General features: G+C 60.8%; 20 protein-coding genes and 1 pseudogene. 10 read left to right on the plus strand and 11 right to left on the minus strand.

Going from position 1 to position 23,810, the window contains the following annotated elements; all coding sequences use genetic code 11:
* The first annotated feature begins 236 nt into the window (after positions 1 to 236).
* From AB4O45_RS18635 to AB4O45_RS18650, 4 genes are read left to right on the plus strand one after another with little or no spacing between them, the layout of a single operon-like run.
* Positions 237 to 545, plus strand: coding sequence for a hypothetical protein (locus AB4O45_RS18635; protein ID WP_016771497.1), 309 nt, complete (start codon positions 237 to 239; stop codon positions 543 to 545).
* Positions 545 to 1,405: a DUF72 domain-containing protein gene (locus AB4O45_RS18640; protein WP_041478155.1), complete on the plus strand. Its 861-nt coding sequence runs from the start codon at positions 545 to 547 to the stop codon at positions 1,403 to 1,405. Before AB4O45_RS18635 ends, AB4O45_RS18640 begins: the two co-directional genes overlap by 1 nt.
* Positions 1,406 to 1,435: 30 nt before the next feature.
* Positions 1,436 to 2,272: an isocitrate lyase/PEP mutase family protein gene (locus AB4O45_RS18645; protein WP_256810829.1), complete on the plus strand. Its 837-nt coding sequence runs from the start codon at positions 1,436 to 1,438 to the stop codon at positions 2,270 to 2,272.
* Positions 2,273 to 2,274: 2 nt separating this feature from the next.
* Positions 2,275 to 2,967, plus strand: coding sequence for an extensin-like domain-containing protein (locus AB4O45_RS18650; RefSeq protein WP_150743259.1), 693 nt, complete (start codon positions 2,275 to 2,277; stop codon positions 2,965 to 2,967).
* 3 nt (positions 2,968 to 2,970) lie between these two features.
* Here the strand turns inward: AB4O45_RS18650 and AB4O45_RS18655 are convergent, their stop codons facing one another.
* A complete protein-coding gene (locus AB4O45_RS18655; RefSeq protein WP_056783179.1) occupies positions 2,971 to 3,591 on the minus strand; it encodes a hypothetical protein in 621 nt (206 codons plus the stop codon).
* A 92-nt stretch (positions 3,592 to 3,683) separates the two neighbouring features.
* On the opposite strand from AB4O45_RS18655, the gene AB4O45_RS18660 reads away from it, so the two are divergent.
* The gene (locus AB4O45_RS18660) at positions 3,684 to 4,466 is read left to right on the plus strand and encodes a class I SAM-dependent methyltransferase (protein ID WP_435406343.1); all 783 of its coding nucleotides are present in this window, start codon (positions 3,684 to 3,686) and stop codon (positions 4,464 to 4,466) included.
* A 108-nt stretch (positions 4,467 to 4,574) separates the two neighbouring features.
* Here the strand turns inward: AB4O45_RS18660 and AB4O45_RS18665 are convergent.
* Positions 4,575 to 5,211: pseudogene (locus AB4O45_RS18665) on the minus strand (TetR/AcrR family transcriptional regulator).
* 94 nt (positions 5,212 to 5,305) lie between these two features.
* Here AB4O45_RS18665 and AB4O45_RS18670 point away from each other — a divergent pair.
* From AB4O45_RS18670 to AB4O45_RS18680, 3 genes are all read left to right on the plus strand, one after another.
* Positions 5,306 to 6,406: an efflux RND transporter periplasmic adaptor subunit gene (locus AB4O45_RS18670; RefSeq protein WP_095180475.1), complete on the plus strand. Its 1,101-nt coding sequence runs from the start codon at positions 5,306 to 5,308 to the stop codon at positions 6,404 to 6,406.
* Between the two features lie 6 nt (positions 6,407 to 6,412).
* On the plus strand, positions 6,413 to 9,481 hold the full coding sequence (locus tag AB4O45_RS18675) for an efflux RND transporter permease subunit (protein WP_041478146.1): 3,069 nt from the start codon (positions 6,413 to 6,415) through the stop codon (positions 9,479 to 9,481).
* Positions 9,482 to 10,031: 550 nt separating this feature from the next.
* A complete protein-coding gene (locus AB4O45_RS18680) occupies positions 10,032 to 11,423 on the plus strand; it encodes a Fic family protein (protein WP_460160421.1) in 1,392 nt (463 codons plus the stop codon).
* Here AB4O45_RS18680 and AB4O45_RS18685 read toward each other — a convergent pair.
* From AB4O45_RS18685 to plsB, 3 genes are all read right to left on the minus strand, one after another.
* Positions 11,420 to 12,109 carry a DUF4197 domain-containing protein gene (locus AB4O45_RS18685; RefSeq protein ID WP_095180478.1) on the minus strand — a complete coding sequence of 230 codons (690 nt, stop codon included), beginning with the start codon at positions 12,107 to 12,109 and terminating at the stop codon, positions 11,420 to 11,422. The two genes, AB4O45_RS18680 and AB4O45_RS18685, sit on opposite strands and share 4 nt — an antisense overlap.
* A 27-nt stretch (positions 12,110 to 12,136) precedes the next feature.
* Positions 12,137 to 12,535, minus strand: coding sequence for a YbaY family lipoprotein (locus tag AB4O45_RS18690; protein WP_095180479.1), 399 nt, complete (start codon positions 12,533 to 12,535; stop codon positions 12,137 to 12,139).
* A 119-nt stretch (positions 12,536 to 12,654) separates the two neighbouring features.
* Positions 12,655 to 15,156, minus strand: coding sequence for a glycerol-3-phosphate 1-O-acyltransferase PlsB (plsB, locus tag AB4O45_RS18695; RefSeq protein ID WP_095180480.1), 2,502 nt, complete (start codon positions 15,154 to 15,156; stop codon positions 12,655 to 12,657).
* Between the two features lie 236 nt (positions 15,157 to 15,392).
* On the opposite strand from plsB, the gene AB4O45_RS18700 reads away from it, so the two are divergent.
* The gene (locus tag AB4O45_RS18700) at positions 15,393 to 15,602 is read left to right on the plus strand and encodes a cold-shock protein (protein WP_016771489.1); all 210 of its coding nucleotides are present in this window, start codon (positions 15,393 to 15,395) and stop codon (positions 15,600 to 15,602) included.
* 90 nt (positions 15,603 to 15,692) lie between these two features.
* Here AB4O45_RS18700 and AB4O45_RS18705 read toward each other — a convergent pair whose 3' ends face one another.
* From AB4O45_RS18705 to AB4O45_RS18720, 4 genes are all read right to left on the minus strand, one after another.
* Complete coding sequence (locus AB4O45_RS18705; RefSeq protein ID WP_016771488.1) at positions 15,693 to 16,070, minus strand: hypothetical protein; 378 nt, start codon at positions 16,068 to 16,070, stop codon at positions 15,693 to 15,695.
* Between the two features lie 75 nt (positions 16,071 to 16,145).
* On the minus strand, positions 16,146 to 16,955 hold the full coding sequence (locus AB4O45_RS18710) for a putative RNA methyltransferase (RefSeq protein ID WP_460160422.1): 810 nt from the start codon (positions 16,953 to 16,955) through the stop codon (positions 16,146 to 16,148).
* Positions 16,955 to 18,106 (minus strand): succinyl-diaminopimelate desuccinylase, encoded by a 1,152-nt coding sequence (gene dapE / locus AB4O45_RS18715; protein WP_252877517.1) that lies wholly within the window; start codon positions 18,104 to 18,106, stop codon positions 16,955 to 16,957. Before dapE ends, AB4O45_RS18710 begins: the two co-directional genes overlap by 1 nt.
* A 242-nt stretch (positions 18,107 to 18,348) precedes the next feature.
* Positions 18,349 to 20,940, minus strand: coding sequence for a glycosyltransferase (locus AB4O45_RS18720; protein WP_110645889.1), 2,592 nt, complete (start codon positions 20,938 to 20,940; stop codon positions 18,349 to 18,351).
* A gap of 214 nt (positions 20,941 to 21,154) precedes the next feature.
* Between AB4O45_RS18720 and tcdA the strand changes: the two genes are divergently transcribed.
* Entirely contained in the window at positions 21,155 to 21,973 is an 819-nt protein-coding gene (gene tcdA, locus AB4O45_RS18725) for a tRNA cyclic N6-threonylcarbamoyladenosine(37) synthase TcdA (RefSeq protein ID WP_150743265.1), read from the plus strand.
* Positions 21,974 to 22,089: 116 nt separating this feature from the next.
* Here tcdA and AB4O45_RS18730 read toward each other — a convergent pair whose 3' ends face one another.
* Positions 22,090 to 22,494: a SufE family protein gene (locus AB4O45_RS18730; protein WP_252883250.1), complete on the minus strand. Its 405-nt coding sequence runs from the start codon at positions 22,492 to 22,494 to the stop codon at positions 22,090 to 22,092.
* Positions 22,491 to 23,696, minus strand: coding sequence for an aminotransferase class V-fold PLP-dependent enzyme (locus AB4O45_RS18735; RefSeq protein ID WP_150743267.1), 1,206 nt, complete (start codon positions 23,694 to 23,696; stop codon positions 22,491 to 22,493). The genes AB4O45_RS18730 and AB4O45_RS18735 overlap by 4 nt, the downstream gene beginning before the upstream one ends.
* Between the last annotated feature and the right edge of the window lie 114 nt (positions 23,697 to 23,810).

Consider the following 23,810-nt stretch of genomic DNA (forward strand, 5'->3'; position numbering starts at 1 on the left):
AGCGAGCCTGCTCGCGAAAGCTTCTGTTCAGTCAATGCATGTGTTGAATGTGCTGGACCCTTCGCGAGCAGGCTCGCTCCCACAGGTTCGCGGTCACATACAAATATCGCCAATCGTCAGTTTCTGCCCCCTCGCTTAAAACCTTTTGCGCTTTATGTGTTCTAGTTATCACTCGGCGGTTTGCTAAGTCGGTCAAGTGCCGCTAAATTGCCATCATTGATACCGAGCATGACATTATGCGTATAGACGGCGTTTCCACTCAGTCCTACCCCATCAAGCGCAAGCCGCGCAAAGGCAATGCGGCGCTGGATGAGTCCGTCGAGATCATCGACGGCGAGCTGGAATTCCCGAGCGAAGAGCAGTTGGCCGCCCGTGCTGCCCAAGCTACCGCGCAACGCCTGAGCAACCTGCCTGCCCGTCAGCAAGACATGATCTACCACCGCGCGATGAAGAAAAGCGTAGCCATGGCCCTGGCCAGCTACCTGAGCACCGCCGGTTTTGTCGATTGGGACGCAGACGTGCTGGGCCTCGATCTGTATATCTGATGGATCTGCCTTACTACCTCGGTTGCCCGTCCTGGAGCGAAAATGCCTGGCGCGAGTATCTGTATCCGGTAGACGCAAAAACCTCCGACTTTCTCGCTCTCTACTGCCAGGTGTTCAACGCCGTTGAAGGCAACACCACCTTCTACGCCAGCCCGTCGCCAGCCACTGTGCAACGCTGGGCCGAGATCATGCCGGCGCACTTTCGCTTCACTGCCAAATTCCCCGGCGACATCAGCCACAGCGGCGACTTGCGCGAGCAACTGACCGCTGCCGAAACCTTCCTGCAATTACTCAAGCCGTTAGGCGAACGTGTTTCGCCGCTGTGGCTGCAACTGTCGAAAAGCTTCACGCCGCAGCGTCTGCCGGAGCTCGCGGCGTTTATCGATGCGCTGGATTGCCCGCTTGCGGTCGAGGTGCGCAATGAACAGTTCTTCGCCAAGGGCGAGAGCGAGCGTCTGCTCAATCGTCTGTTGCTGGATCGCGGTGTCGAGCGCATCTGTCTCGACCCGCGCGCGCTGTTCAGTTGCTTGTCGACCGAGTCCTCGGTGATCCACGCGCAGTCGAAAAAGCCGCGAGTGCCGACCCGTCCGGCGGCGTTCACGCAGTTTCCGCAGGTGCGCTTCATCGGCCATCCCGAGCTTGAGGCCAACGATGCGTTTCTCGTGCCGTGGGTGGCGAAGATTGCTGAATGGATCGAAGAGGGGCGCACGCCCTACGTCTTTCTGCATACCGCCGATAACCTGTTGGCAGCGAAACTGGCGCAGCGTTTTCACGCCCAACTGATGCAACGTTTGCCTGGCTTGCCCGCGCTGCCTGAGCTATACAGAGAACCCGCCGCCGAGCAGCTTGGCTTGCTCTGAGGCGGGTTTTTTCTGCCCGGGAGGCCGTCGATGAACGTCCAAGTCAGTCAACAGCAACGCCTCAAAGCCCAAGCCTTCAAAGCGCTGCATGATCGCCAGGGGATCTTCGTCATCCCTAATCCGTGGGATGCCGGCTCGGCGAAGATGCTCGCCGGTCTTGGCTATCAGGCCTTGGCAACCACCAGTGCCGGTTACGCGTTTTCCCAAGGCAAGCCTGATGGCGCGTTGAGTCTCGACGAGACCCTGGCCAATGTCCGGGCGATTGTCGCAGCGACGGATCTGCCGGTGGCGGTGGATCTGGAAAACGGCTTTGCCGATGATCCGGTCGAGTCTGCGCAGAGTCTGTTGCGCGCCGCCGAAGCGGGCGCGGTGGGCGGGTCGATCGAGGACGCTTCGGGACGTCCGGACGCGCCGATCTATTGCTTCGAACACGCCGTTGCACGGATTGAAGCCGCTGTCGCGGCGGTGCGCACCCTGCCGTTTCCTTTCGTCCTCACCGCTCGCGCGGAAAATTACCTGCACGGCAACCCCGATCTTGACGACACCATTCGCCGCTTGCAGGCATTCGCCGAAGCGGGTGCCGACGTGCTCTATGCGCCGGGTTTGCGCAGCGCCGAAGAAGTGCGCGCAGTGGTGCAAGCGGTGGCGCCGAAACCGGTCAATGTGTTGATGTCTGGCGGTTTGAAACTGACCGTGCAACAGCTCGAGGAACTGGGCGTCCGGCGGATCAGCACCGGGTCGGCACTGGCGCTGGCGGCGTTCGGCGAGTTCTTCCGCGCGGCTGAGGAAATCCAGCAATCCGGCACCTTTGGCTTCACGTCACAGTCGATGCCGTATGCCAAGGCCAATCAACTCTGCAAGGACTGAGCATGGGACGTTGGCTGTTCTGGGGGGTGTTGCTCGCGATCGCTGGTGGCGCGGTGAGTGTCTGGCGTGGCTGGCTGGACGTGCCGCCGCAGTGGAACCCGTGGGCGCCATTGGACATTAAAGCCGCGCCCAACTGGCTCACCGGTTACAAACTCATGCGCCTGCGCAGTGATCCCGAGCTTTGCGCACAGGCATTGAGCAGCTCGGATCTGCGCGTCAGCCCCCAGGCCGACAGCCCCGGCGCCAAGTGTCCGCTGGTCGGTGCTCTGCGGGTGCAGGGCGGTGGAGTGGGGCTGAGCAGCAGCTTCATCGCCAGTTGCCCGCTGGCGGTGGCCTACGCGATGTTCGAACACCACACCCTGCAACCGGCCGCGCAATCGGCTTATGGCCAGAAGATTGCGCGGGTCGATCACCTCGGCAGCTTTGCCTGTCGCAATGTCTACAACCGTGAGAGCGGCGCCCTCAGTCGACATGCCAGTGCCGACGCGCTGGACATTGCCGGTTTCCGTCTGGCTGACGGACGCACGATCAGCGTGCTCAAGGATTGGCCCAAGCAAAACCAGGACGCAGAGTTTCTCCGCCAAGTGCGCGACGGCGCCTGCGAGTCATTCAGTGTGGTGTTGAGCCCGGATTACAACGCCGCCCATCGCAATCACTTTCATGTCGATGTCGGGCGCTGGAGCGTGTGTCGCTGAGAATCAGGCAGCGAGGCGCAGGTTCTGCAGAACGATCGGCCGAGCCCAGCCATTATCGAAGTCCAGAGCTTTCTGCTGCTCGACGATTTCTTCCGGCGGGAACGGCGGGTAAGGCTTCTGCAGCAAGTCCAGATCGAACTCGGCAATCGGCAGGTACAGCGGACGTTTCTGCGGAGCAGGGCCTGGCTCCGGCACTGGCTGGCCATTGTTGATCACAATCGGGCGTACCCAGCTGCTGTCGAAATCCTGTTGCTCTTGCTGGGCTTTGAGCTCTTCCGGCGGGAACGGTGGGAACGGCTTGTCCAGCAGCTCCATTTCGAACTCGGCGATCGGCAGGAACAGCGGCTCCGGCGGGCGAACCTGGGTTTCGACCACGTCGCACTCACGCTGGCTGACGATGTGCGCGTGCAGCTCGCTGCCAACGGTCGGTTCTTCCGGGCTGTTCAGGTCAACCGGTGGAAACGTGCCACAGGCAGGCACCACTTCACTCGTCTGTTCGGCCAGGGCCTGGGCAAAGAAATCCTGCCACAGGTGACTGACGCCGCTCAGTGCTTGAGTGTTATGACGGCTGAAGTCGCCATGGGGCGAAACGTAGCCAATCGATGTGGGAAGAATGCCTGACATTTTTTTCGGTTGACGCTCAGCTCTGGCAAAATGCGCGTTGAATGGTTTATCGGCGGTTTTTGTCGATCCTTAACTTTTTTGAGCGTTTTTTCATGATCGAGTCACCCGCGGCCTGCCGCATCCATGTCCAGGCCCTCGCCCCGACGTTTCAAGCGCAAGCCGCACACTGGGCCGAACGTCTCGGCCTGCCGCTCGGCGAGGCGGACGGCGAGTTCGTCTTGCAGGTCGGCGAGCAGGGTTTGCAGTTGCAGCAGCTTGGCCCGGATGCGCCTGGACCGGTGCGGGTCGACTTCGTCGAAGGCGGCGCGGCGCATCGTCGTTTGTATGGCGGCGGCAGCGGCCAGATGATTGCCAAGGCTGTCGGCATCGCCCAAGGCGTTCGCCCGCGTGTGCTGGATGCCACGGCGGGCTTGGGCAAGGATGCATTTGTGCTGGCCAGTCTCGGTTGTGAAATGAGCCTGATCGAGCGTCAGCCGCTGATCGGCGCACTGCTTGAGGACGGCTTGGCGCGGGCGGCGGAAGATTTCGACGTGGCGCCGATCGTGGCGCGGATGAAATTGCTCAAGGGCAACTCCATCGAAGTGATGCGCAGTTGGGAAGGGGAGGCGCCGCAGGTGATCTATCTCGACCCGATGTTCCCGCATCGCGAGAAAACCGCGCTGGTGAAAAAGGAAATGCGCCTGTTCCGCCCGCTGGTCGGTGATGATCCGGATGCACCGGCCCTGCTTGAAGCCGCGCTGGCGCTGGCCACGCACCGGGTGGTGGTCAAGCGCCCGCGCAAGGCACCGTGCATCGAAGGGCCGAAACCGAGCCATGCGCTGGATGGCAAATCGAGCCGGTATGACATTTATCCGAAGAAAGCGCTGAAGCCCTGAGACCGCGTCGCCCCATTCGCGAGCAGGCTCGCTCCCACAGTAGGAAATGCATTCCAGTGTGGGAGCGAGCCTGCTCGCGAAGCGGTCTGCACAAGCACCGCAAAACTGTCAGGGTTTGTAAGCCCGCATAAACAACCCCACCACCTCCCGCACATGCCGCTCCGCTTCCTCTCCGGTCAGCGGCTCGCCGCAGCCATACAACAAACGAAAATTTCCCGCCCCTTTGATCAGGCAGAAGAAGTGCTCGGCGGCGTTGCGTGGCTGGTCGATGCTCAGCGCGCCGGTTGCATGGATTTTCGCCAGCAGACCTTCCATGCCGTTGACCACGCGCTCTGGGCCGGCCTCGAAGAAGATCAGCGACAGCTTCGGGTCCTGACTGCCCAGCGCCATGATCAGGCGGTGCAGGTTCACTGATTCATCGCTGTTGATCAGTTGGTGAAAGCCCCGGGCAATGTTCAGCAATACATTTTCCACCGCGATGCCGTCCGGCAATTCGAAGAACAGCGGCGGCAATTGTTCCTCGCATTTCGCGACGACGGCAGCGGAGAACAGCGTCTCCTTGTCGTTGAAATGGCTGTAGACCGTCAGCTTCGACACGCCCGCCTCGCTGGCCACCGCGTCCATGCTGGTGTTGGCGTAGCCATGGCAGAGAAACAGGGTTTTCGCCGCATCCAGGATCGCCTTAGCGCTTGGCCAGATCCTTGGGGCGGCCCGGGCCGTTTGGAGCTGAAAGATTGTTCGACATTCTTCGCTTTTAATACTGGACTGGTGAGTTTGCTATTAATACCATACCCGCCAGTATAAATATTCCAAGCCTCATTCGCGAAAGGTCCGTCACCATGTACCGCCATGCGTTGTCCTTTGCCGTGCCAGTCAGTCTGGCGTTCCTGTTATCGGCGTGCGGTCAGGAAGAGGTGACCAAGGTCACCGTACGCCCGGCCATGGTGGTACAGCCCGAGCCTTCGGCGCAGGCGATGGAGAGTTATCCGGGCGAGGTGCGTGCCCGTTATGAGCCTGATCTGGCGTTCCGCATTGGCGGTAAAGTCAGCCGACGACTGGTCGACGAAGGCCAGCGCGTCAAAGCCGATCAGCCCTTGGCCGAACTCGATCCGCAGGATGTGCGCCTGCAACTGGAAGCCACCCGCGCGCAGGTCGCCGCCGCCGAGGCCAATCTGAACCTGGTCCGCGCCGAACGTGATCGCTATAAAACCCTGATGGATCGGCAGATGGTCAGCCGCTCGGCCTACGACAATGCCGAAAATCTATATCGCTCCGGCGAAGCCCGCCTTAAACAAATCAAAGCTGAATTCAACGTTTCGACCAACCAGGCCAGTTACGCGGTGCTGCGTGCGCCACAGGACGGTGTGGTGGCCAAGCGTTCGGTGGAAGTCGGTCAGGTGGTCGCTGCCGGGCAAACCGTGTTCACCCTCGCCACCGATGGTGAGCGCGAAGTGTTGATCAGCCTGCCGGAGCAAAGCTTCGGCCGCTTCAAGGTTGGTCAGCCGGTTACCGTGGAATTGTGGGCACAGCAAAATCAACGCTTCGCCGGGCAGATCCGCGAGTTGTCGCCGTCCGCCGACCCGCGCTCACGCACTTTTGCCGCGCGTATCTCGTTCACCAGCGGCAAAGTGCCGGCTGAACTGGGGCAGAGCGCCCGGGTGTTTGTGCAATCGGCTGACAGTGTCTCGCTGTCGATACCGCTTTCCGCGCTGACCGCTGAAAACGGCGCGACCTACGTCTGGGTGGTCAACGGCAACAACACGTTGAAGAAAACCCCGGTGCGGGTCGGTCCGTTTGGCGAGAAAAGCGTGGCGGTGCTCGAGGGGCTCAATGCCAGCGACTGGGTAGTGGCTGCCGGCGTTCATGTGCTGCTCGACGGCCAGCAGGTGCGGCCGGTGGATCGCTCCAACCGTGTGGTCAATCTGGCGAACAAGGAGTAAGCCCCAATGCGCTTCAACCTCTCAGAATGGGCGTTGCGTAATCGCCAGATCGTACTGTTCCTGATGCTTTTGCTCGCCGTTGTCGGCGCGTTGTCCTACACCAAGCTCGGCCAGAGCGAAGACCCGCCGTTCACCTTCAAGGCGATGGTCATTCAGACCCGCTGGCCCGGCGCGACCGCGCAGGAGGTCTCGCGCCAGGTCACCGAACGCATCGAAAAGAAGCTGATGGAAACCGGCGAGTACGAACGCATCATGTCGTTCTCCCGCCCCGGTGAGTCCCAGGTGACCTTCATCGCCCGCGACTCGATGCACTCCAAGCAAATCCCCGATCTCTGGTATCAGTTGCGCAAGAAGGTCGGCGATATCCGGCAGACCTTGCCGCCGGGAATTCAGGGGCCGTTTTTCAACGATGAGTTCGGCACCACCTTCGGCAATATCTATGCGTTGACCGGTGACGGTTTCGACTACGCCGTGCTCAAGGATTACGCCGACCGCATCCAGATTCAGCTGCAGCGGGTTAAGGACGTCGGCAAGGTCGAACTGCTTGGGTTACAGGACGAGAAAATCTGGGTCGAGCTGTCCAACGTCAAACTCGCCACCCTCGGCTTGCCGCTGGCGGCAGTGCAGCAGGCGCTGGAGGAACAGAACGCGGTGTCCACGGCGGGGTTCTTTGAAACCGGCAGCGAGCGCTTGCAGCTACGCGTCTCGGGAAATTTTCAGACAGTCGATGAGATAAAGAACTTTCCGATCCGCGTCGCCGATCGTACGTTCCGTATCTCCGATATCGCCGATGTGCGTCGCGGTTTCAGCGACCCACCGGCGCCGCGCATGCGTTTCATGGGCGACGATGCGATCGGTCTGGCCGTGGCGATGAAGGACGGCGGCGACATTCTGGTGCTGGGCAAGGCGCTGGAGGGCGAGTTCTCGCGGATCCAGAAAAACCTTCCGGCCGGCATGCAGTTGCGCAAGGTGTCCGATCAGCCGGCAGCGGTAAAAACCGGCGTCGGCGAGTTCGTCCAGGTGTTGGTCGAGGCACTGGCGATCGTCTTGCTGGTGAGCTTCTTCTCTCTCGGCGTGCGCACCGGCATGGTCGTCGCGCTGACCATTCCGCTGGTGCTGGCGATGACCTTCGCTTGCATGTATTACCTCGGCATCGGTCTGCACAAGATTTCCCTCGGTGCGCTGGTGCTGGCGCTGGGCTTGTTGGTGGATGACGCGATCATTGCTGTGGAAATGATGGCGATCAAAATGGAGCAGGGCTTCGATCGCATTCGCGCGGCGAGTTACGCCTGGACCAGCACCGCATTCCCGATGCTCACCGGCACGCTGATCACCGCCGCCGGCTTCCTGCCGATTGCCACTGCGCAGTCCGGCACCGGCGAATACACCCGCTCGATTTTCCAGGTGGTGACCATTGCCTTGCTCGCCTCATGGGTCGCGGCAGTGATGTTCGTGCCGTATCTGGGGGAAAAACTCCTGCCGGATCTGGCGAAAATTCATGCGGCGAAACACGGTACTGGCGATGGTCAACCGGATCCGTATGCCACGCCGTTTTATCAGCGCGTCCGGCGTCTGGTGGAGTGGTGCGTGGCCCATCGCAAGACGGTGATCGTGCTCACCGTAGGCCTGTTTATCGCCTCGGTGATGTTGTTCCGCTTCGTGCCGCAGCAGTTCTTCCCGGCTTCGAACCGGCTGGAGTTGATGGTCGATCTGAAACTGGCCGAAGGCGTTTCTCTGGCCAATACCACCAGCGAAGTCAAACGCCTCGAAGCGCTGCTCAAGGAGCACGCCGGCATCGACAATTACGTGGCCTATGTCGGCACCGGCTCGCCGCGTTTCTACCTGCCGCTGGATCAGCAACTGCCGGCTGCGAGTTTTGCCCAGTTTGTGGTGTTGGCAAAAACCATCGAAGAGCGTGAAGCGCTGCGCAGCTGGTTGATCGAAACCCTCAACGAACAGTTCCCGGCCCTGCGTTCGCGGGTCACCCGTTTGGAAAACGGCCCGCCGGTTGGCTATCCGGTGCAGTTCCGCGTCACTGGCGAGCACATCGAAGAAGTCCGTGCGTTGGCGCGCAAAGTGGCGGCAAAGGTTCGCGAGAATCCGCATGTGGTCAACGTGCATCTGGACTGGGAGGAGCCGAGCAAAGTTGTCTACCTGAACATCGACCAGGATCGCGCCCGCGCCCTCGGTGTGAGCACGGCCAATCTGGCGAAATTCCTGCAGAGTTCGCTGGTCGGCTCGACGGTCAGCCAGTACCGCGAAGACAATGAATTGATCGAGATTCTGCTGCGCGGCACCGTGCACGAACGCACTGAATTGTCGTTGTTGCCGAGCCTGGCGGTGCCGACGGATAACGGTCGCAGTGTGGCGTTGTCGCAGATTGCCACGCTGGAATACGGGTTTGAGGAAGGCATCATCTGGCACCGCAATCGGCTGCCGAACGTGACGGTGCGCGCCGACATTTACGGCAAGGAGCAGCCGGCGACGCTGGTCAAGCAGATCATGCCGACGCTGGACCCGATTCGCGCCGAATTGCCCGATGGTTATCTGCTGGATGTCGGCGGCACTGTGGAGGATTCCGAGCGCGGGCAGAAGTCGGTGAATGCCGGGGTGCCGATGTTCATTGTCGTGGTGCTGACCTTGCTGATGGTGCAGTTGCGCAGTTTCTCGCGCACGGCGATGGTGTTTCTGACGGCGCCGTTGGGGTTGATCGGGGTGACGTTGTTTCTGATGGTGTTCCGGCAGCCGTTCGGGTTTGTGGCGATGCTGGGGACCATCGCATTGTCCGGGATGATCATGCGCAATTCGGTGATTCTGGTCGATCAGATCGAGCAGGATATCGCTTCGGGGCTTAAGCCTTGGCAGGCGATTATCGAGGCGACGGTGCGGCGCTTCAGGCCGATTGTGTTGACGGCGCTGGCGGCGGTGCTGGCGATGATTCCGCTGTCGCGCAGTGTGTTTTTCGGGCCGATGGCGGTGGCGATCATGGGCGGGCTGATTGTGGCTACGGCGCTGACGCTGTTGTTTTTGCCGGCGTTGTATGCGGCCTGGTTTCGGGTGCGTAAGGAGGCTTGAGGTTTTTGTGTCGTGGCGGCCTTCGGGCCGACCATGACGTGGGGTTTTGGGTGTATATCCGTTGCTGTGGGTGTTGCGGCTGGCGGTTTCGCCCTTACGGCGAGGCACTTTTTCCAGACGCCGAAAAAGTACCCAAAAAGGCTTGCTCCTGCGTTCGGCCCTCGCAGGCTCGGGTTCCTTCGCTGCGGGATCGATCCGGGCGCAGCGGCTCCGGTTTGCTTCGCTGCACCTACACTCGCTGTGTACGACTGCGTCGTACGGTCGCTGCGCTCCCACGCCCGGATCAATCCCTCCACTCAGCCTTCCGACGTCGCCGGTGGATCAAGATCAAAAGCACTCGAGCTTGCGCTCATTGTTGAGTGGGGCGGCTTCGCTGCTTTGCTTTTGTGGGAGCGAGCTTGCTCGCGAAGGCGGTCTGACAGCCAATTCATTTCGAATCGCCAATTCACGCTGCCTTCCTACAGCTTTTTCAGAGTCCTCCGATCTTGAGGCGCTAGCCGTCCAATGCTGTACTCCGGGTTCTGCTTTTCCGAGTCCTTGAGTCTGTCTGATGAAGAAACCACCGACATTAGCCGGCAGAACGGATCCTGTTTTCGACCTGTTGGCCCGCTCGCCCCACAAGCAACGACTTGCGGATTATCTGGCGCTGCTCAAGCCGCTCGATGATCAGGGGCGCTATCTGCCATTCGAGGCGTTGCGCTATCGCTGGGCGGCAGGGTTGGACGCGAACCTTTGTTGGGCGTTGGTGAAGAAGGCGCGGGCGGCCCAGTACATTCATTTGTTGCCGTTGGGCGAGCCGGTGCAGTGGGGCAAATACGTGCCAACGCCGTTGGCGCAGAAAACCTTGGCTGTGGTGGATCGTTACGCCAGTACGGCCGCGCTGGATTACATGACCAGTCAGATCGGCGAGCGGGCGCATTTCTCCTGTCTGCTCAATGACCTGATCGAAGACGAAGCCATCGCCAGTAGCCAGTTGGAGGGCGCGGCGACTACCACGCGCGTAGCCAAGGACATGCTCAAGCATCAGCGCCAGCCGCGGACGCCAGATGAGCGCATGGTCATGGGGAATTATCGAATGATGAATTTCGCTTGGGAAAAGCGTTATGAACCTCTGAGCATTGAGCTGATTGCAGAGATCCATCGAGTGGGTGTGGAGGGGATCGATGACGGGCAGTATTCCCCCGGATTGTTCCGGACCAATGATGAGGTGGTTGTTCAGGATGGTTCAGGCAACACCGTGCACCGACCACCTCCTGCTGCAGGATTGGTTGCGCGGTTGGCGAGGCTGTCCGCCTGGATCAACCGGCCCGCTGCCTCGATTCTGGACAAAAATTATCTGCATCCACTGACCAAGGCCGTGACGCTGCATTTCGCCATGGGTTATGAACATCCATTTCGCGACGGTAACGGACGGGTCGCGAGAGCCTTGTTTTACTGGTTCATGTTCAAACATGAGTTCGCGGCGTTTCGCTACATTGCGATCAGTCTGCTGCTGCGCAATGCACCGGTGAAATACGGACGCTCCTACCTGCACACCGAGGCAGATGAGCTGGATCTGACTTATTTCATCGAGTTTCAATGCGCGGTTGTTTTGCGAGCCGTGGTCGGTTTTACATCTGTGTACCGCAAGAGTCTGGCAGACACTCAGGACTTTCAGCGCTGGCTGACGAGCTCTGGCGTAATTGCTCAACTGACGGAACGGCAGCGCGCGGTGTATCAGGTGGCTAAAAGCGGGGAGGCGAAGGAGTTTACGGCGAGCAATGTCGCGGAAAATTTTTCCTGCTCGGGTAGCGAGGCGGCGTCGATCCTGGAAGGGCTGGACCAATTGCAGCTTTTTGAGAGAAGGAAGATGGGGCGGGAGTGGGTGTTTTTTTTACGTAGTTCTTTACGTGGAGGCAAGCATGGGAGCGAATTGAATCGCCCCCATGTTGTAACGACTTAAAGCGTACCAAACACTTTCTTCGCCAGACTCGTCGCCGCAGCGGCCGGGTTCTGGCGGATGGTTTCTTCCTGTTTGCCGATCATCTCGAACAGGCCATTCAGCGCTTGCTCGGTGACGTAGTTTTCAACGTTGGCGCTCTTCGCATCGACAACGCCAAACGCAGCAGCCTGACCGGCGAACGAGTTGTACTTCTGCGCTACGCCAACCTTGTCGGTCGCCTGTTTGACGATCGGCAGGAACTTGGCGCGGATCTGTTCGCGGCTGGATTTGTCGAGGTATTGCGTGGCCGAGTCCTTGCCGCCGCTGAGGATGCCTTTGGCGTCGGCCACGCTCATTTTCTTCACCGCGTCGACGAGAATTGGCTGGGCCTGGGTCACGGCCGATTCGGCGGCTTTGTTCATCGCGTTTTCCAGTTCTTCGACCTGGGCGCCCATGCCGAAGGCTTTCATCTTGCTCGCGGCTTTGCCGAGTTTGCCCGGCAGTTCGATTTTCACTTCGGGGTTATTGCTGAAGCCGCCCGGGGTGCCGAGTTGTTTCACGGCGATCTGGGCGCCTTGGGTCAGGGCGTCCTTGAGGCCGCCGGTGGCGTCTTGCTGGGACAGGTCGCTGAGCGACAGGGCCAGGGCGTTGGCGGAGATCAGCAAGCCGGCGCAGGCGGCGGCGAAGCGAAGGGTAGGGCGGCGCATGGCGGCTTCCTTGTGGCGAAAAATGGATTAACGAACGGCGTCGACGCGGATTTTCAGCGGCTGCGGGTCGTTGCCGTCGAGTTGCACGGCGTGGTTTTCGGTGGTGATGAACATCAGCTCGCCGTTGACTTCAATGCGTGCGCTGATCGAATAACGATGGCCGGGTTTGACCTGCGCCGGATCGTAGCTCAAATGAAACGGCAGCGGCACCTGGCCTTTGATCGGGCCGTTCTGTTCGGCGAGGACGATGGCGGGTGCATCGGCCAGCGACACGTCTTGCAGGCTGACGCTCAGGGTCGCGCTCGGGGGCAGGGCGATGCGTTGCAGGTAGAAGACTTCGCCGTCGAGGCTGGCCTTGCCGGCGGGTGTGGTTGATTGGCAGGCGCTGAGCAGGGTGGCGGCGGCGAGGGTCAACAGTTTTTTCATGGGTGAATCTCCTTTCAATGTGGGAGCGAGCCTGCTCGCGAAAGCGGTGGATCAGTCAAAATAAATGGCGACTGACACTCCGTCTTCGCGAGCAGGCTCGCTCCCACAGGGGTAAGGCTTCAAGCCTCAGGCTGTGGCGTGATCTGATCCGCCGCATCTTCACTGCGGTGCAGCGCGACCTGGCGGATCGACAGGCGAATCTCCGCCGGCAGCACGCGTTTGGCCGCGCCTTCGGCCAGCTCGCCGAGCAGTTCGTGGTAGCTGAGCTTGCCGGCTTCGTCGCGGCGCAGGACGTCGAGGTCGAGCAGGGTCTGGATGAAGTGGCGGAACAGACTCTTGTCGAAGAATTCCGGCGCATTCAGGCCATGGAGGATCGACAGGCGCTGGGCCATCACTGTGCAGAGGTCTTCCAGCTCTTCGGCGCTGATGCTGTTCTGGCCGCTGTTGAGCAGCAGGGACACCGTCATGTAGAAACGCTGCAGGGTCTGCGCGATGCTTTTCGACAGCAGCGTCAGCAGCACGAAATGCCGCGAACTCGGTGCCGGACGCAGGTACAGGTCTTTCTCGAAACGTAGCAGGCCCTGCTCGACGAACGCTTCCAGCCACTGATCGATCACCGCGTCGAGTTCCTCCAGGCTCCAGCGGATGAACAACTCCGATTGCAGGTACGGATACAGCGCGCGGGTGTAGCGCAGGATCTGCTCGCGGCTCATGCGCGAAGTGCTCTGGAAGAAACTCGCCAGCAACGAAGGCAGGGCGAAGATGTGCAGGACGTTGTTGCGGTAGTAAGTCATCAGGACCGCGTTCTGCTCGTCCAGATACAGAATCTTGCCCAGCGCATCGTTCTGCTCGGCGAGCAGATCCATGTCTTTCACATGCTCAATCAGCGCACGGCCATCGCCTTCCGGCAAGGTGGTGTGTGGCGAATACGGGACCTTGCGCAGCAGCGCCAGATACAGGTCCAGCACCCGCGCCATGGCCCGATCATCCAGGGCCAGGCGCGTGGTCGACAGCAGTGCCAGCGCTACCAGATTGACCGGGTTGATCGCCGCCGCTTCATTGAGATGTCGGGCGACTTTCTCGCCGAGGCGGTTGGTGGTTTCGTTGAGCCACGCCGGTTTGAACTGCGGGCCGAGTTCCTGCCGGCGCCAGTCCGGTTGCTCGGCGTCAAGGAATTCCGCCAGTTTGATCGGCTCGCCGAAGTTGACCGCGACCTGACCGAAGCGCTGCTTGAGCGCGCCGATCACTTTGAAAATATCGAAGATCGACTCTTTCTTTTTGCTCGCGCCGCGCAGCTCACCGAGGTAGGTGCGGCCTTCGAGCACGCGCTCGTATCCGATGTACACCGGCACGAATACGATCGGCATCCGCGACGAACGCAGGAAACTGCGCAGAGTGATCGCGAGCATGCCGGTTTTCGGTTGCAGCATGCGCCCGGTGCGCGAGCGCCCGCCCTCGACGAAATACTCCACCGGGAAACCTTTGGTGAACAGCGTGTGCAGGTATTCGTTGAACACCGAGGTGTACAGCGGATTGCCCTTGAAGGTGCGGCGCATGAAGAACGCACCGCCGCGACGCAGCAGGCTACCGATCACCGGCATGTTCAGGTTGATCCCGGCGGCGATGTGCGGCGGGGTCAGACCATTGCGGAACAGCAGATAGGAAAGCAGCAGGTAGTCGATGTGGCTGCGGTGGCACGGCACGTAGATCACTTCGTGACCCTGCGCAACGTTCTGCACGCCCTCGATGTGGTTGACCTTGATGCCGTCGTAGATCTTGTTCCAGAACCAGCTCAGCACCACTTCGAGAAAACGGATCGCGGTGTAGGTGTAGTCCGAAGCGATCTCGTTGCCATAGCGCAGGGCCTGGGCCTTGGCCTTTTCCGGCGAGATTTTTTCGCGCTCGGCTTCGTCGAGGATCGCCTGTTTGACCAGCGGCTGATTGAGCAGGCCTTTGACCAGATTGCGCCGGTGGGAAATGTCCGGGCCGATCACCGCGGCTTTCAAGTTGCGGAAGTGCACGCGCAGGATGCGCTGGGCCATGCGCACGGTGCGCTCATGACCCTTGTTGTGATCGATCAGTTCGCGCAGGTGGATCGGCGCGGAAAACTGCACGCGGGTTTTACGCCCGAGGACGATAATGCTCAGCAGCCGGCGCAGGCGTCCGGTGACTGCCCAGCTGTCGGCGAACAACAGTTTCCACGGACTGTTTTCGCTGTCCGGGGACTGGCCCCAGAACACGCTGACCGGAATGATCTGCGCGTCTTCGGCAGCATTCTGTGTCAGCGCGCTGACCAGGCGGGTGAGAGTCGGCGGCGCACCGCGTTTGTCCTGGCGGCCGAGCCAGTCCGGGTCCGGTGTCAGATAAAAAAACGCCGCAGGTTCGATCAGCGTACCGACCGACACCGCCAGCACCGGGCGTGGCAGACCGGCCTTGGTGCACTCGGTGTCAACCACCGCCAGATCGGTCAGCGAAGGGTTTTGCAGGACGTAGAACACCGGACGACTGCGGTCGAGGTTAAGAGTGAACGACGACTGATTGATGGTCTCGGAGCGAACCCAGAGATACAACAGGCGGCGCAGGGTGCCAAACACAAGACGGCGGAACGGGGAACGGGTCATACGGCTTCTGCGTGAGTGGATAAAACCGAGCAGGCGCTCGGGGCGGACAGTTTGCCGTATTAGGCGAAAATCGGCAAAAAAGCGCCGAAGTAATCTCCTGTTGAGAGTTTCCGCACCTGTCATATACTCGGCGCTCTGTTGCCGGTGCCCTGTCATGGACGTCGGACGCAGGCTGACGTTCCTCTAAGGCTTTCCTGCGAAAAGCCCGTTCAATAATAAAAAAGGAGTATGAACAGATGGCAACACGCGAAACCGGCAACGTGAAGTGGTTCAACGACGCCAAAGGCTACGGCTTTATCCAGCGCGACGACGGCGTGGACGTGTTCGTGCACTACCGCGCGATACGCGGCGAAGGGCACCGCTCGCTGACCGAAGGTCAACAGGTCGAGTATGCGGTGATCACCGGCGAGAAGGGGTTGCAGGCTGAGGATGTTGTAGGTCTGTAACAGCAGCTTCAAGCTTCAAGCTGCAAGCCACAAGCTATAAGCAGTTCCGCTTGAGGCTTGCAGCTTGCAGCTCGTAACTTGCAGCTGCTTTTAAGCCGTTTTCCAGGTGATCTCTTCTTCTCCGTCTTCGCTGATGCGAATCCAGCGATCGGCGGTTTCTTCACCTTCTTCTTCGACCCACGTCCCCGGTGCGCAACGCACTTCGACGTTCAGCGCGGCAAAGGCTGCGCGGGCGCAGGCGATGTCGTCGTCCCAGGGGGTCTGGTCGCTTTCCAGGAACAGGCTGTTCCACTTGCCCACGGCTTTCGGCAGCCAGGTCACCGGCACGTTGCCGGCCTTGCACTTGTACGTCTGGCCTTTCTGCACCCAGTCGCTGCACGGGCCAAGCGCTTGGCCGAGCCAGGCGGCGATGGCCTTGTGGTCGACGTCGGCGTCTTTCAGGTAAATCTCGATGTCCGGTTGGCGCATGGATGTCCTCACTGCGGGTCTGAAAAATCCATTCGCGGATTTAGCCGGCCCCGGGCCTGTGCCCGAGACCAAAAGTTATTGAAGAACGAAATAATCGTAGCGCATCGACACGGTGGTCTCGATCGGCTCGGCCTGTTCGATCACTGCCGCACGACGCTCGGCACTGGCACGCCAGCCGTGAGGCGTCATCGCCAACAGGTTGGCGCGGTCCTCGGGCTTGTCCAGGGTCAGCTTGAATTCCAGGGTTTCGCTGTGCGCCAAAACCATGCCTTCCGGCACCAGGGCCAGGTGCTTGTCGTCGGTGTACTCGCGCACTTCGTCGTACAGGCGTTCGCGCAATTCCATCAGATGGCCACGGGTCGGGCCGACTTTCATCAGCCCACCGCCGACGCTGAGCAGACGCTTGGCTTCCTCCCAATCCAACGGACTGAAGACGCTGGCGAGAAACTGGCAACTGCCTGAAGCCAATGGCACGCGGGCCATGCTGGCGATCAACCAGGTGATCGCCGGGTTGCGTTTGCAGGCGCGTTTGACAGCTTCGCGGGAGATGTCCAGCGCGTAGCCATCAGCGTTCGGCAAAGCTTCGGCGATTTGCGCGGTGTAGTAACCCTCGCCACAACCGATGTCGACCCAGCGCTCCGGCGCGTAACTCGCCGCCAATTCAGCCAGACGTTTGGCCACTGGCGCGTAATGCCCGGCGTTGAGGAAATCACGCCGCGCCTCGACCATGGCCTGATTGTCGCCCGGGTCGCGGCTGTTCTTGTGCTGCACCGGCAACAGGTTCAGATAACCCTGACGCGCACGGTCAAACCGATGCCCGGCGGGGCAGACCACGCCGTTCTCTACCGCGTTGAGCGGTTCACTGCAGATCGGGCACGCGAGCATCAGGCGAGCAACTTGATCAGGGTCTGGTAATAAATTTCCGTCAGCACGTCGAGATCGGCTGCCAGCACGCGCTCGTTGACCTGGTGGATGGTCGCGTTGACCGGGCCCAGTTCAACCACTTGCGTGCCCATGGTCGCGATGAAGCGGCCATCGGAGGTGCCGCCGCTGGTCGACGCCTTGGTCTCGCGACCGGTGATGTCCTTGATGCTCGACGATACCGCATCGAGCAGCGCGCCCGGTTCGGTGAGGAACGGCAGGCCGGACAGCGCCCAGTCGATGTGCCAGTCCAGACCATGCTTGTCGAGAATATCGGCCACACGCTTCTGCAGGCCTTCTACGGTCGATTCGGTGGAGAAACGGAAGTTGAACACCGCCACCAGATCACCCGGGATCACGTTGGTCGCGCCGGTGCCGGAATTGACGTTGGAAATCTGGAAACTGGTCGGCGGGAAGAAGTCGTTACCGTGGTCCCAGTGCTCGGCGGCCAGCTCTGCCAGCGCCGGAGCGGCGAGGTGGATCGGGTTCTTCGCCAGATGCGGGTAGGCCACGTGGCCCTGCACGCCTTTGACCGTGAGCTTGGCACCGAGGGAGCCGCGACGGCCGTTTTTCACCACATCGCCGACCAGGGTGGTGCTCGACGGCTCGCCAACGATGCACCAGTCCAGACGCTCGTTGCGCGCGACCAGGCGCTCGACCACCGCCTTGGTGCCGTGATGCGCCGGGCCTTCTTCATCGCTGGTGATCAGGAAAGCGACTTTGCCTTTGTGGTTCGGGTAATCGGCGACAAAGCGTTCAGCGGCGACGGTCATCGATGCCAGGCTGCCTTTCATGTCTGCCGCGCCACGACCGCAAAGCATGCCATGTTCGTCGATCACGGCATTGAACGGATCGATCTGCCATGCGGTAACCGGACCGGTCGGCACCACGTCGGTGTGGCCGGCGAAGCACAGCACCGGGCCGTCGTTGTTGCCGTGAGTGGCCCAGAAGTTATCCACATCTTCGATGCGCATCGGCTCCAGGGCGAAACCGGCATTGCCCAGGCGCTGCATCATCTGCTTCTGGCAGTCGGCATCGACCGGGGTCACGGAAGGACGGCGGATCAGGTCGATGGCCAGTTGAAGGGTCGGCGATAGGTCGGCGTGGGCCGTCATGGAAAACTCCGGGATCATGGGGTGTGAGCTTGGGCTTCTAATGTGGGAGCGAGCCTGCTCGCGAAAGCGGTCTACCAGGCACCTTAAAGGTTGAATGTTACAACGCCTTCGCGAGCAGGCTCGCTCCCACAAGGGACAGGGGTGGTCAGTCAGACCGGTTATCACGCCAAGCCCCGCAAAATGGCGGTTATCTTAAAGCAAAACGGCGACCATTGGCCGCCGTTTAGTGCTGCGTTGCGGATTTAGACGACCGGTGCCGGCTCAGCCTTGGCCGCAGGTTTGGGCAGCGACGACAGGAACGCCATGATCAGCGCCGCCAGATACGGCAGCGACTGCACCAGCAACATGGTTACCCAGAAGCGCATGTCATTGCTCGGAATGCCCTGCACCAGGAAAATCCCCAGCGCCGCACCCCACAGCAACAGCATGATGAACAGCTCCTCGCGAGCCTCGCTGATCGCCACCCAGAAACCGTGGTTGTCAGCGTTTTTCGGCGTGCGGAAGAACGGAATGCTGCTGGTGAAGAAACCGTACAGCACCGCTTTGGCGATGGTGTGCGACAACGCCAGTCCGGCCAGCGCCGCGCAGAACGCATCTTTCAGATTCACGCCGACGGCGCGACGGTAGAGGAAGATGATCTTGCCGACCTTGAACACGAACAGCGCCAGTGGCGGGATCGCGAAAATCAGCAACGGTGGATCGACCCGTTGCGGCACGATGATCATCGCCGCCGACCACAACAGCGCGCCAACGGTGAAGAAGATGTTCATGCCATCGGCAACCCACGGCAGCCAACCGGCGAGGAAGTGATAGCGCTGACCACGGGTCAGTTCGGTGTCCTTGCCGCGCAGCAGGCTGCGGGTGTGGCGCTTGATGATCTGGATCGCGCCATAGGCCCAGCGGAAACGCTGTTTCTTGAAGTCGATGAAGGTATCCGGCATCAGGCCCTTGCCGTAGCTGTCGTGGTAATACGCCGCCGACAGGCCTTTCTCGAACACGCGCAAACCGAGTTCGGCGTCTTCACAGATGCACCAGTCAGCCCAGCCCAATTCTTCCAGCACCGAGCGGCGGGTCATGGTCATGGTGCCGTGCTGAATGATCGCGTCACGGTCGTTGCGGGTGACCATGCCGATATGGAAGAAGCCTTTGTATTCGGCGTAGCAGAGCTTTTTGAAGGTGCTTTCGTTCTGGTCGCGATAATCCTGCGGCGACTGCACCACGGCGATTTTCGGGTCGGCGAAGTGCGGCACCATGTGCTTGAGCCAGTTCGGGTGCACGCAGTAATCGGAGTCGATCACGGCAATGACTTCGGCATCCTTGGCGGTGTGCGGGATCAGATAATTCAGCGCGCCGCCCTTGAAACCGGCCAGCGGCGAAACGTGGAAAAACTTGAAGCGCGGGCCAAGGGTTGCGCAGTAGTCACGCACCGGTTCCCACACCGCCGGATCCTTGGTGTTGTTGTCGATGATCAGGACTTCGAAATCCGGATAATCGAGCGCGGCCAGGGCATCGAGGGTCTGTTTGACCATCTCTGGCGGCTCGTTGTAGCAGGGCACGTGGATCGACACTTTCGGTCGGTAGTCGGAATCGCCGAGCACCGGCAGGAATTCCCGACGGCGTTTGTGAATCCACACCGCTTCGGCCAGTTCATGGGCCTCGGTGAGCAGGACGATGAATACCCCGAGCGCACCGAGCGCGAGGAGGAATCCGACCGTGAGGCTGAACCACGTGCTGTATTGCTGGCTGTAGTCGTAACCGATGTACACCAGCACCGAGCCGCAGAGGAACGCGATAAACGTCAGGAACGTACGACCGCGCTGGCGCAGGGCCGAGCCGTCGATCATCAGCAGGGTCAGCGACAGCAGCGCCAGCACCACCGAACCGATGGCCAGCACGCGCCATTGCGGAATCGCCACCACCGGGCCTTCGAAATTGAATTTCTGCTGGCGCGCGGCGTTGAAAACGCCCCAGTAGGCGCCGACCGAACCTTCGTCGCTGGCCTTCCACGGTTGGTCAAACGCTTCGATCACGAAGTAGTTGAAGCCTTGGCGATTGAGCTTGTTGACCAGCGTGCGCAGATAAATTGCCTGATCGGCCGGCGATGCATCGGCGCCACCGCGCATGCGACCGTTGCTCGGCCAGCCGACTTCGGACAGCAGCAGCGGTTTTTTCGGAAAGAGTTTTTTCAGATCGCGGGCGCGGTCGAAGACGAACTGGCCGGCCTTGTCCACCGGAATGAATTCCCAGTAGGGCAAGACGTGGGCGGCGATCAAATCGACATGTTTGGCCAGTTGCGGGTATTTCTCCCAGATGTGCCATTGCTCGGAAGTGGTCACCGGTACTTTGACCGCAGCGCGCACCCGATCCAGCAGAACGATCAAGGCCTCAGGGGTGATTTCTTCACGAAACAGCGCCTCGTTGCCGACTACCACGCGTACGACGCTGCGCGAGGTGTTGGCCAGTTCGATGGCTTTGGTGATTTCCCGTTCGTTGCGTTCCTGGTCCGGGCTGATCCAGATGCCGAGGGTGACACGCAGGCCGAATTCCTCCGCCAGTTTCGGGATGTCTCCCAGCGAACCGTCGACCGAATAGATACGGATGTTGTCGGTCAGCTTGCTCATGATTTCCAGGTCACGGCGCATTTCATCATCAGACGGATACTGATCCTTCTGTGGGAATTGCCCCTGCTGGAATGGCGAATACGAGAAGCCGGAGATTTGCTGCGGCCAGTTCGGCGCCGTGACCGGGCGATTGACCAGCGCCCAGAAACCGGTGAACAAGGCAGCGATGGCCAGCACCACCACCAGGTTGAGTCCAAATTTACGCGATGACATAGCTGTTTCGGGTTCCAAAGGCTGTGGAACGAAGGATCGGTCGGATAGACGCCCGAGGGGCGCGCATCCTACACCGGCGGTTAACCAGTCGTACAACTGAAGGGAAAATGCCTGACATTGGGCAGCCGTCTCTGACTTAAGTTCTTACACTTGTCGCTTGCAGCTTAAAACTTGTCGCTGCGTAGCCCTATAATGCGCGCCGGTTTTTGGGGTAATGGTCATGAGTACAGAAGATCCGCGGTTTGCAGGCATCGCCCGGTTGTATGGCATCGAGGGCCTGGAGCGCTTGCGCGCCGCCCATGTGGCGATCGTCGGCGTCGGTGGCGTCGGTTCCTGGGCGGCGGAAGCCATGGCCCGTTGCGGGGTGGGCGAGATCTCGCTGTTCGACCTTGATGACGTCTGCGTCAGTAATGCCAACCGTCAGTTGCACGCCTTGGACAGCACTGTCGGCAAACCCAAGGTCGAGGTGATGGCCGAGCGCCTGCGCGGGATCAACCCCGATTGCACGGTGCACGCCGTGGCCGATTTCGTCACCCGCGACACCATGGCCGAATACATCACGCCGAACATCGACTGCGTGATCGACTGCATCGATGCGGTGAACGCCAAAGCGGCGCTGATCGCCTGGTGCAAACGCCGCAAGATCCAGATCATCACCACCGGCGGCGCGGGCGGGCAGATCGACCCGACGCTGATTCAGGTCTGCGACCTGAACCGCACCTTCAATGATCCGCTGGCTTCGAAAGTCCGTTCGACCTTGCGTCGTGACTACGGCTTTTCCCGCACCGTGACCCGTCACTACAGCGTGCCGTGCGTGTTTTCCACCGAACAGCTGCGCTACCCGAAACCGGATGGCAGCATTTGTCTGCAGAAGAGTTTTGTCGGCGACGGCGTGAAGCTCGACTGCGCCGGCGGGTTTGGCGCGGTGATGATGGTCACGGCGACGTTTGGCATGGTCGCGGCGACCAAGGCTGTGGACAAGATTGTGGCGGGGGTGCGGCGCCCTTCGGACCGAGTAAAACCTCAGGTTTGAACGGTGAGGCTGATGACCTCATCGCTGGCAAGCCAGCTCCCACAGGTATTGGGTAAGTTCAGTGCATCTATGAACACCACCGAACCCTGTGGGAGCTGGCTTGCCAGCGATGGCGATTAACCGGCCAACTCATTCATCCGCTGGAGCACCGCATTCAAGCCATTACTGCGCGAAGGCGACAACTGCCGCGACAGTCCCAGCTGATTGAACCACTCCGGCAAATCCACCTGCTGCAACTCCACTGCCGGCAAGCCGTTGACCCGCAACAGCAGCAACGCCACCAACCCGCGAATCATCCGCGCATCGCTGCTCGCCTTGAACTGCCAGTGCCCGTCGCGCAAATCCCCGACCAGCCACACCTGACTCTCACAGCCATGCACCCGGTTGGCCTCGCACTTTTGCGCGTCATCCAGCGCCGGCAAGCGATCACCAAACTGCATCAGCAACCGCGCCCGCTGTTCCCAGCCCGCCGCAGTCTGAAACGTCTGCAGCGCTTCGGCCGCTTCCACCGGCAGGCTCATCGCAACATCTCCAGCGCCTGATCCAGCGCCTCGAAAAAGCGCTCCAGATCTTCCGAGTCGTTATACAGCGCCAGCGACACGCGAATCGCCCCAGCCAGTTCGAAGCTTTTCATCAGCGGCATGGCGCAGTGATGCCCGGCGCGCACCGCGATGCCTTGTTCGGTGAGCAGATGCGCCAGATCAGCGTTGTGCACGCCTTCGACGACAAAACTGGCCAGTGCCAGTTGCGGCTTGCCCAGCAGGCGAATGCCGTTGCGGGCAGCGAGGCCGCGCAACAGATAGTCGTGCAGCGCCGCTTCATGGGCAGATACGGCGTCCTGATCCAAACCGGCCAAGTAGTCGAGGGTCGCTCCGAGGCCGATGACACTGGCGATTGGCGGTGTGCCAGCCTCGAACCCCAACGGCGCCGGGCGGAAGCGCGAATCCTGATAGTTGGCGTCCAGCACCATCTCGCCGCCGAACTGCCATGGCTGCAATTGCTCCAGCGCAGCGTTGCGTCCGAACAGCACGCCCAGTCCCTCAGGGCCGTAGAGTTTGTGGCTGGAAAACACATAGAAGTCGCAACCCAGCGCCTGCACATCATGCCGGCCGTGCACCACGCCTTGCGCGCCATCGACTACCGTCAGCGCGTTCTGCGCCTTGGCCATGCCGAGCAAAGCGGTCAGCGGTTGCCAGGCACCAAGGACGTTGGACAGCTGACTGACCGCCAGCAAACGCGTGCGCGGGCCGATCAGATGCACGGCAGCGGCGAGGTCGATCAGGCCGTCGGCATCCAGCGGCAGGATCACCAGTTTCAGGTTGCGGCGTTGCGCCAGTTGCTGCCACGGCAACAGGTTGGCGTGATGCTCCAGAGCGCTGATGACAATCTCATCGCCCGGCTCGAACAAATGTTCAAGACCGTAAGCCAGCAGATTCAAGGCACTGGTGGCGCCGTGCGTGAAAATTATCTGCCCGCTGTCACCGGCATTCAGCCACTGGCCAACCTTGCGCCGGCTGTCTTCGAACGCTTGTGTCGCGTGGGCACCCGGCAGGTGTTGCGCACGATGCACATTGGCCGCGCCGTTGGCGTAGTAATGCGTCAGTGCGTCGAGCAGGGCCTGGGGTTTTTGCGTGGTGGCGGCGTTGTCCAGATAGGTCTGGTCTTGCCGTTGCAGCGCGGCGATAGCCGGGAAATCAGCGCGCCACGGGGAGGGGATCATCATGGGTTCAGCCCTGTGAAATTGGGCGGGGTGTACGCCAAACCTTGTGGGAGCGAGCCTGCTCGCGACAGCGTCCTTGAGGACGCCAGAAGCTTCGCGAGCAGGCTCGCTCCCACA

Source organism: Pseudomonas sp. S2_B10 (assembly GCF_054668425.1).

Bases quoted from the DNA above. Each gene is read 5' to 3' on its own strand.
- AB4O45_RS18700 (WP_016771489.1), top strand. From the start codon at position 15,393: ATGGCAACACGCGAAACCGGCAACGTGAAGTGGTTCAACGACGCCAAA.
- tcdA (WP_150743265.1), top strand. From the start codon at position 21,155: ATGGTCATGAGTACAGAAGATCCGCGGTTTGCAGGCATCGCCCGGTTG.
- AB4O45_RS18645 (WP_256810829.1), top strand. From the start codon at position 1,436: ATGAACGTCCAAGTCAGTCAACAGCAACGCCTCAAAGCCCAAGCCTTC.
- AB4O45_RS18675 (WP_041478146.1), top strand. From the start codon at position 6,413: ATGCGCTTCAACCTCTCAGAATGGGCGTTGCGTAATCGCCAGATCGTA.
- AB4O45_RS18735 (WP_150743267.1), bottom strand. From the start codon at position 23,696: ATGATGATCCCCTCCCCGTGGCGCGCTGATTTCCCGGCTATCGCCGCG.
- AB4O45_RS18635 (WP_016771497.1), top strand. From the start codon at position 237: ATGCGTATAGACGGCGTTTCCACTCAGTCCTACCCCATCAAGCGCAAG.
- AB4O45_RS18690 (WP_095180479.1), bottom strand. From the start codon at position 12,535: ATGAAAAAACTGTTGACCCTCGCCGCCGCCACCCTGCTCAGCGCCTGC.
- AB4O45_RS18705 (WP_016771488.1), bottom strand. From the start codon at position 16,070: ATGCGCCAACCGGACATCGAGATTTACCTGAAAGACGCCGACGTCGAC.
- AB4O45_RS18640 (WP_041478155.1), top strand. From the start codon at position 545: ATGGATCTGCCTTACTACCTCGGTTGCCCGTCCTGGAGCGAAAATGCC.
- AB4O45_RS18660 (WP_435406343.1), top strand. From the start codon at position 3,684: ATGATCGAGTCACCCGCGGCCTGCCGCATCCATGTCCAGGCCCTCGCC.
- AB4O45_RS18710 (WP_460160422.1), bottom strand. From the start codon at position 16,955: ATGCTCGCGTGCCCGATCTGCAGTGAACCGCTCAACGCGGTAGAGAAC.
- AB4O45_RS18655 (WP_056783179.1), bottom strand. From the start codon at position 3,591: ATGTCAGGCATTCTTCCCACATCGATTGGCTACGTTTCGCCCCATGGC.
- AB4O45_RS18680 (WP_460160421.1), top strand. From the start codon at position 10,032: ATGAAGAAACCACCGACATTAGCCGGCAGAACGGATCCTGTTTTCGAC.
- AB4O45_RS18720 (WP_110645889.1), bottom strand. From the start codon at position 20,940: ATGTCATCGCGTAAATTTGGACTCAACCTGGTGGTGGTGCTGGCCATC.
- AB4O45_RS18685 (WP_095180478.1), bottom strand. From the start codon at position 12,109: ATGCGCCGCCCTACCCTTCGCTTCGCCGCCGCCTGCGCCGGCTTGCTG.
- plsB (WP_095180480.1), bottom strand. From the start codon at position 15,156: ATGACCCGTTCCCCGTTCCGCCGTCTTGTGTTTGGCACCCTGCGCCGC.
- dapE (WP_252877517.1), bottom strand. From the start codon at position 18,106: ATGACGGCCCACGCCGACCTATCGCCGACCCTTCAACTGGCCATCGAC.
- AB4O45_RS18670 (WP_095180475.1), top strand. From the start codon at position 5,306: ATGTACCGCCATGCGTTGTCCTTTGCCGTGCCAGTCAGTCTGGCGTTC.
- AB4O45_RS18730 (WP_252883250.1), bottom strand. From the start codon at position 22,494: ATGAGCCTGCCGGTGGAAGCGGCCGAAGCGCTGCAGACGTTTCAGACT.
- AB4O45_RS18650 (WP_150743259.1), top strand. From the start codon at position 2,275: ATGGGACGTTGGCTGTTCTGGGGGGTGTTGCTCGCGATCGCTGGTGGC.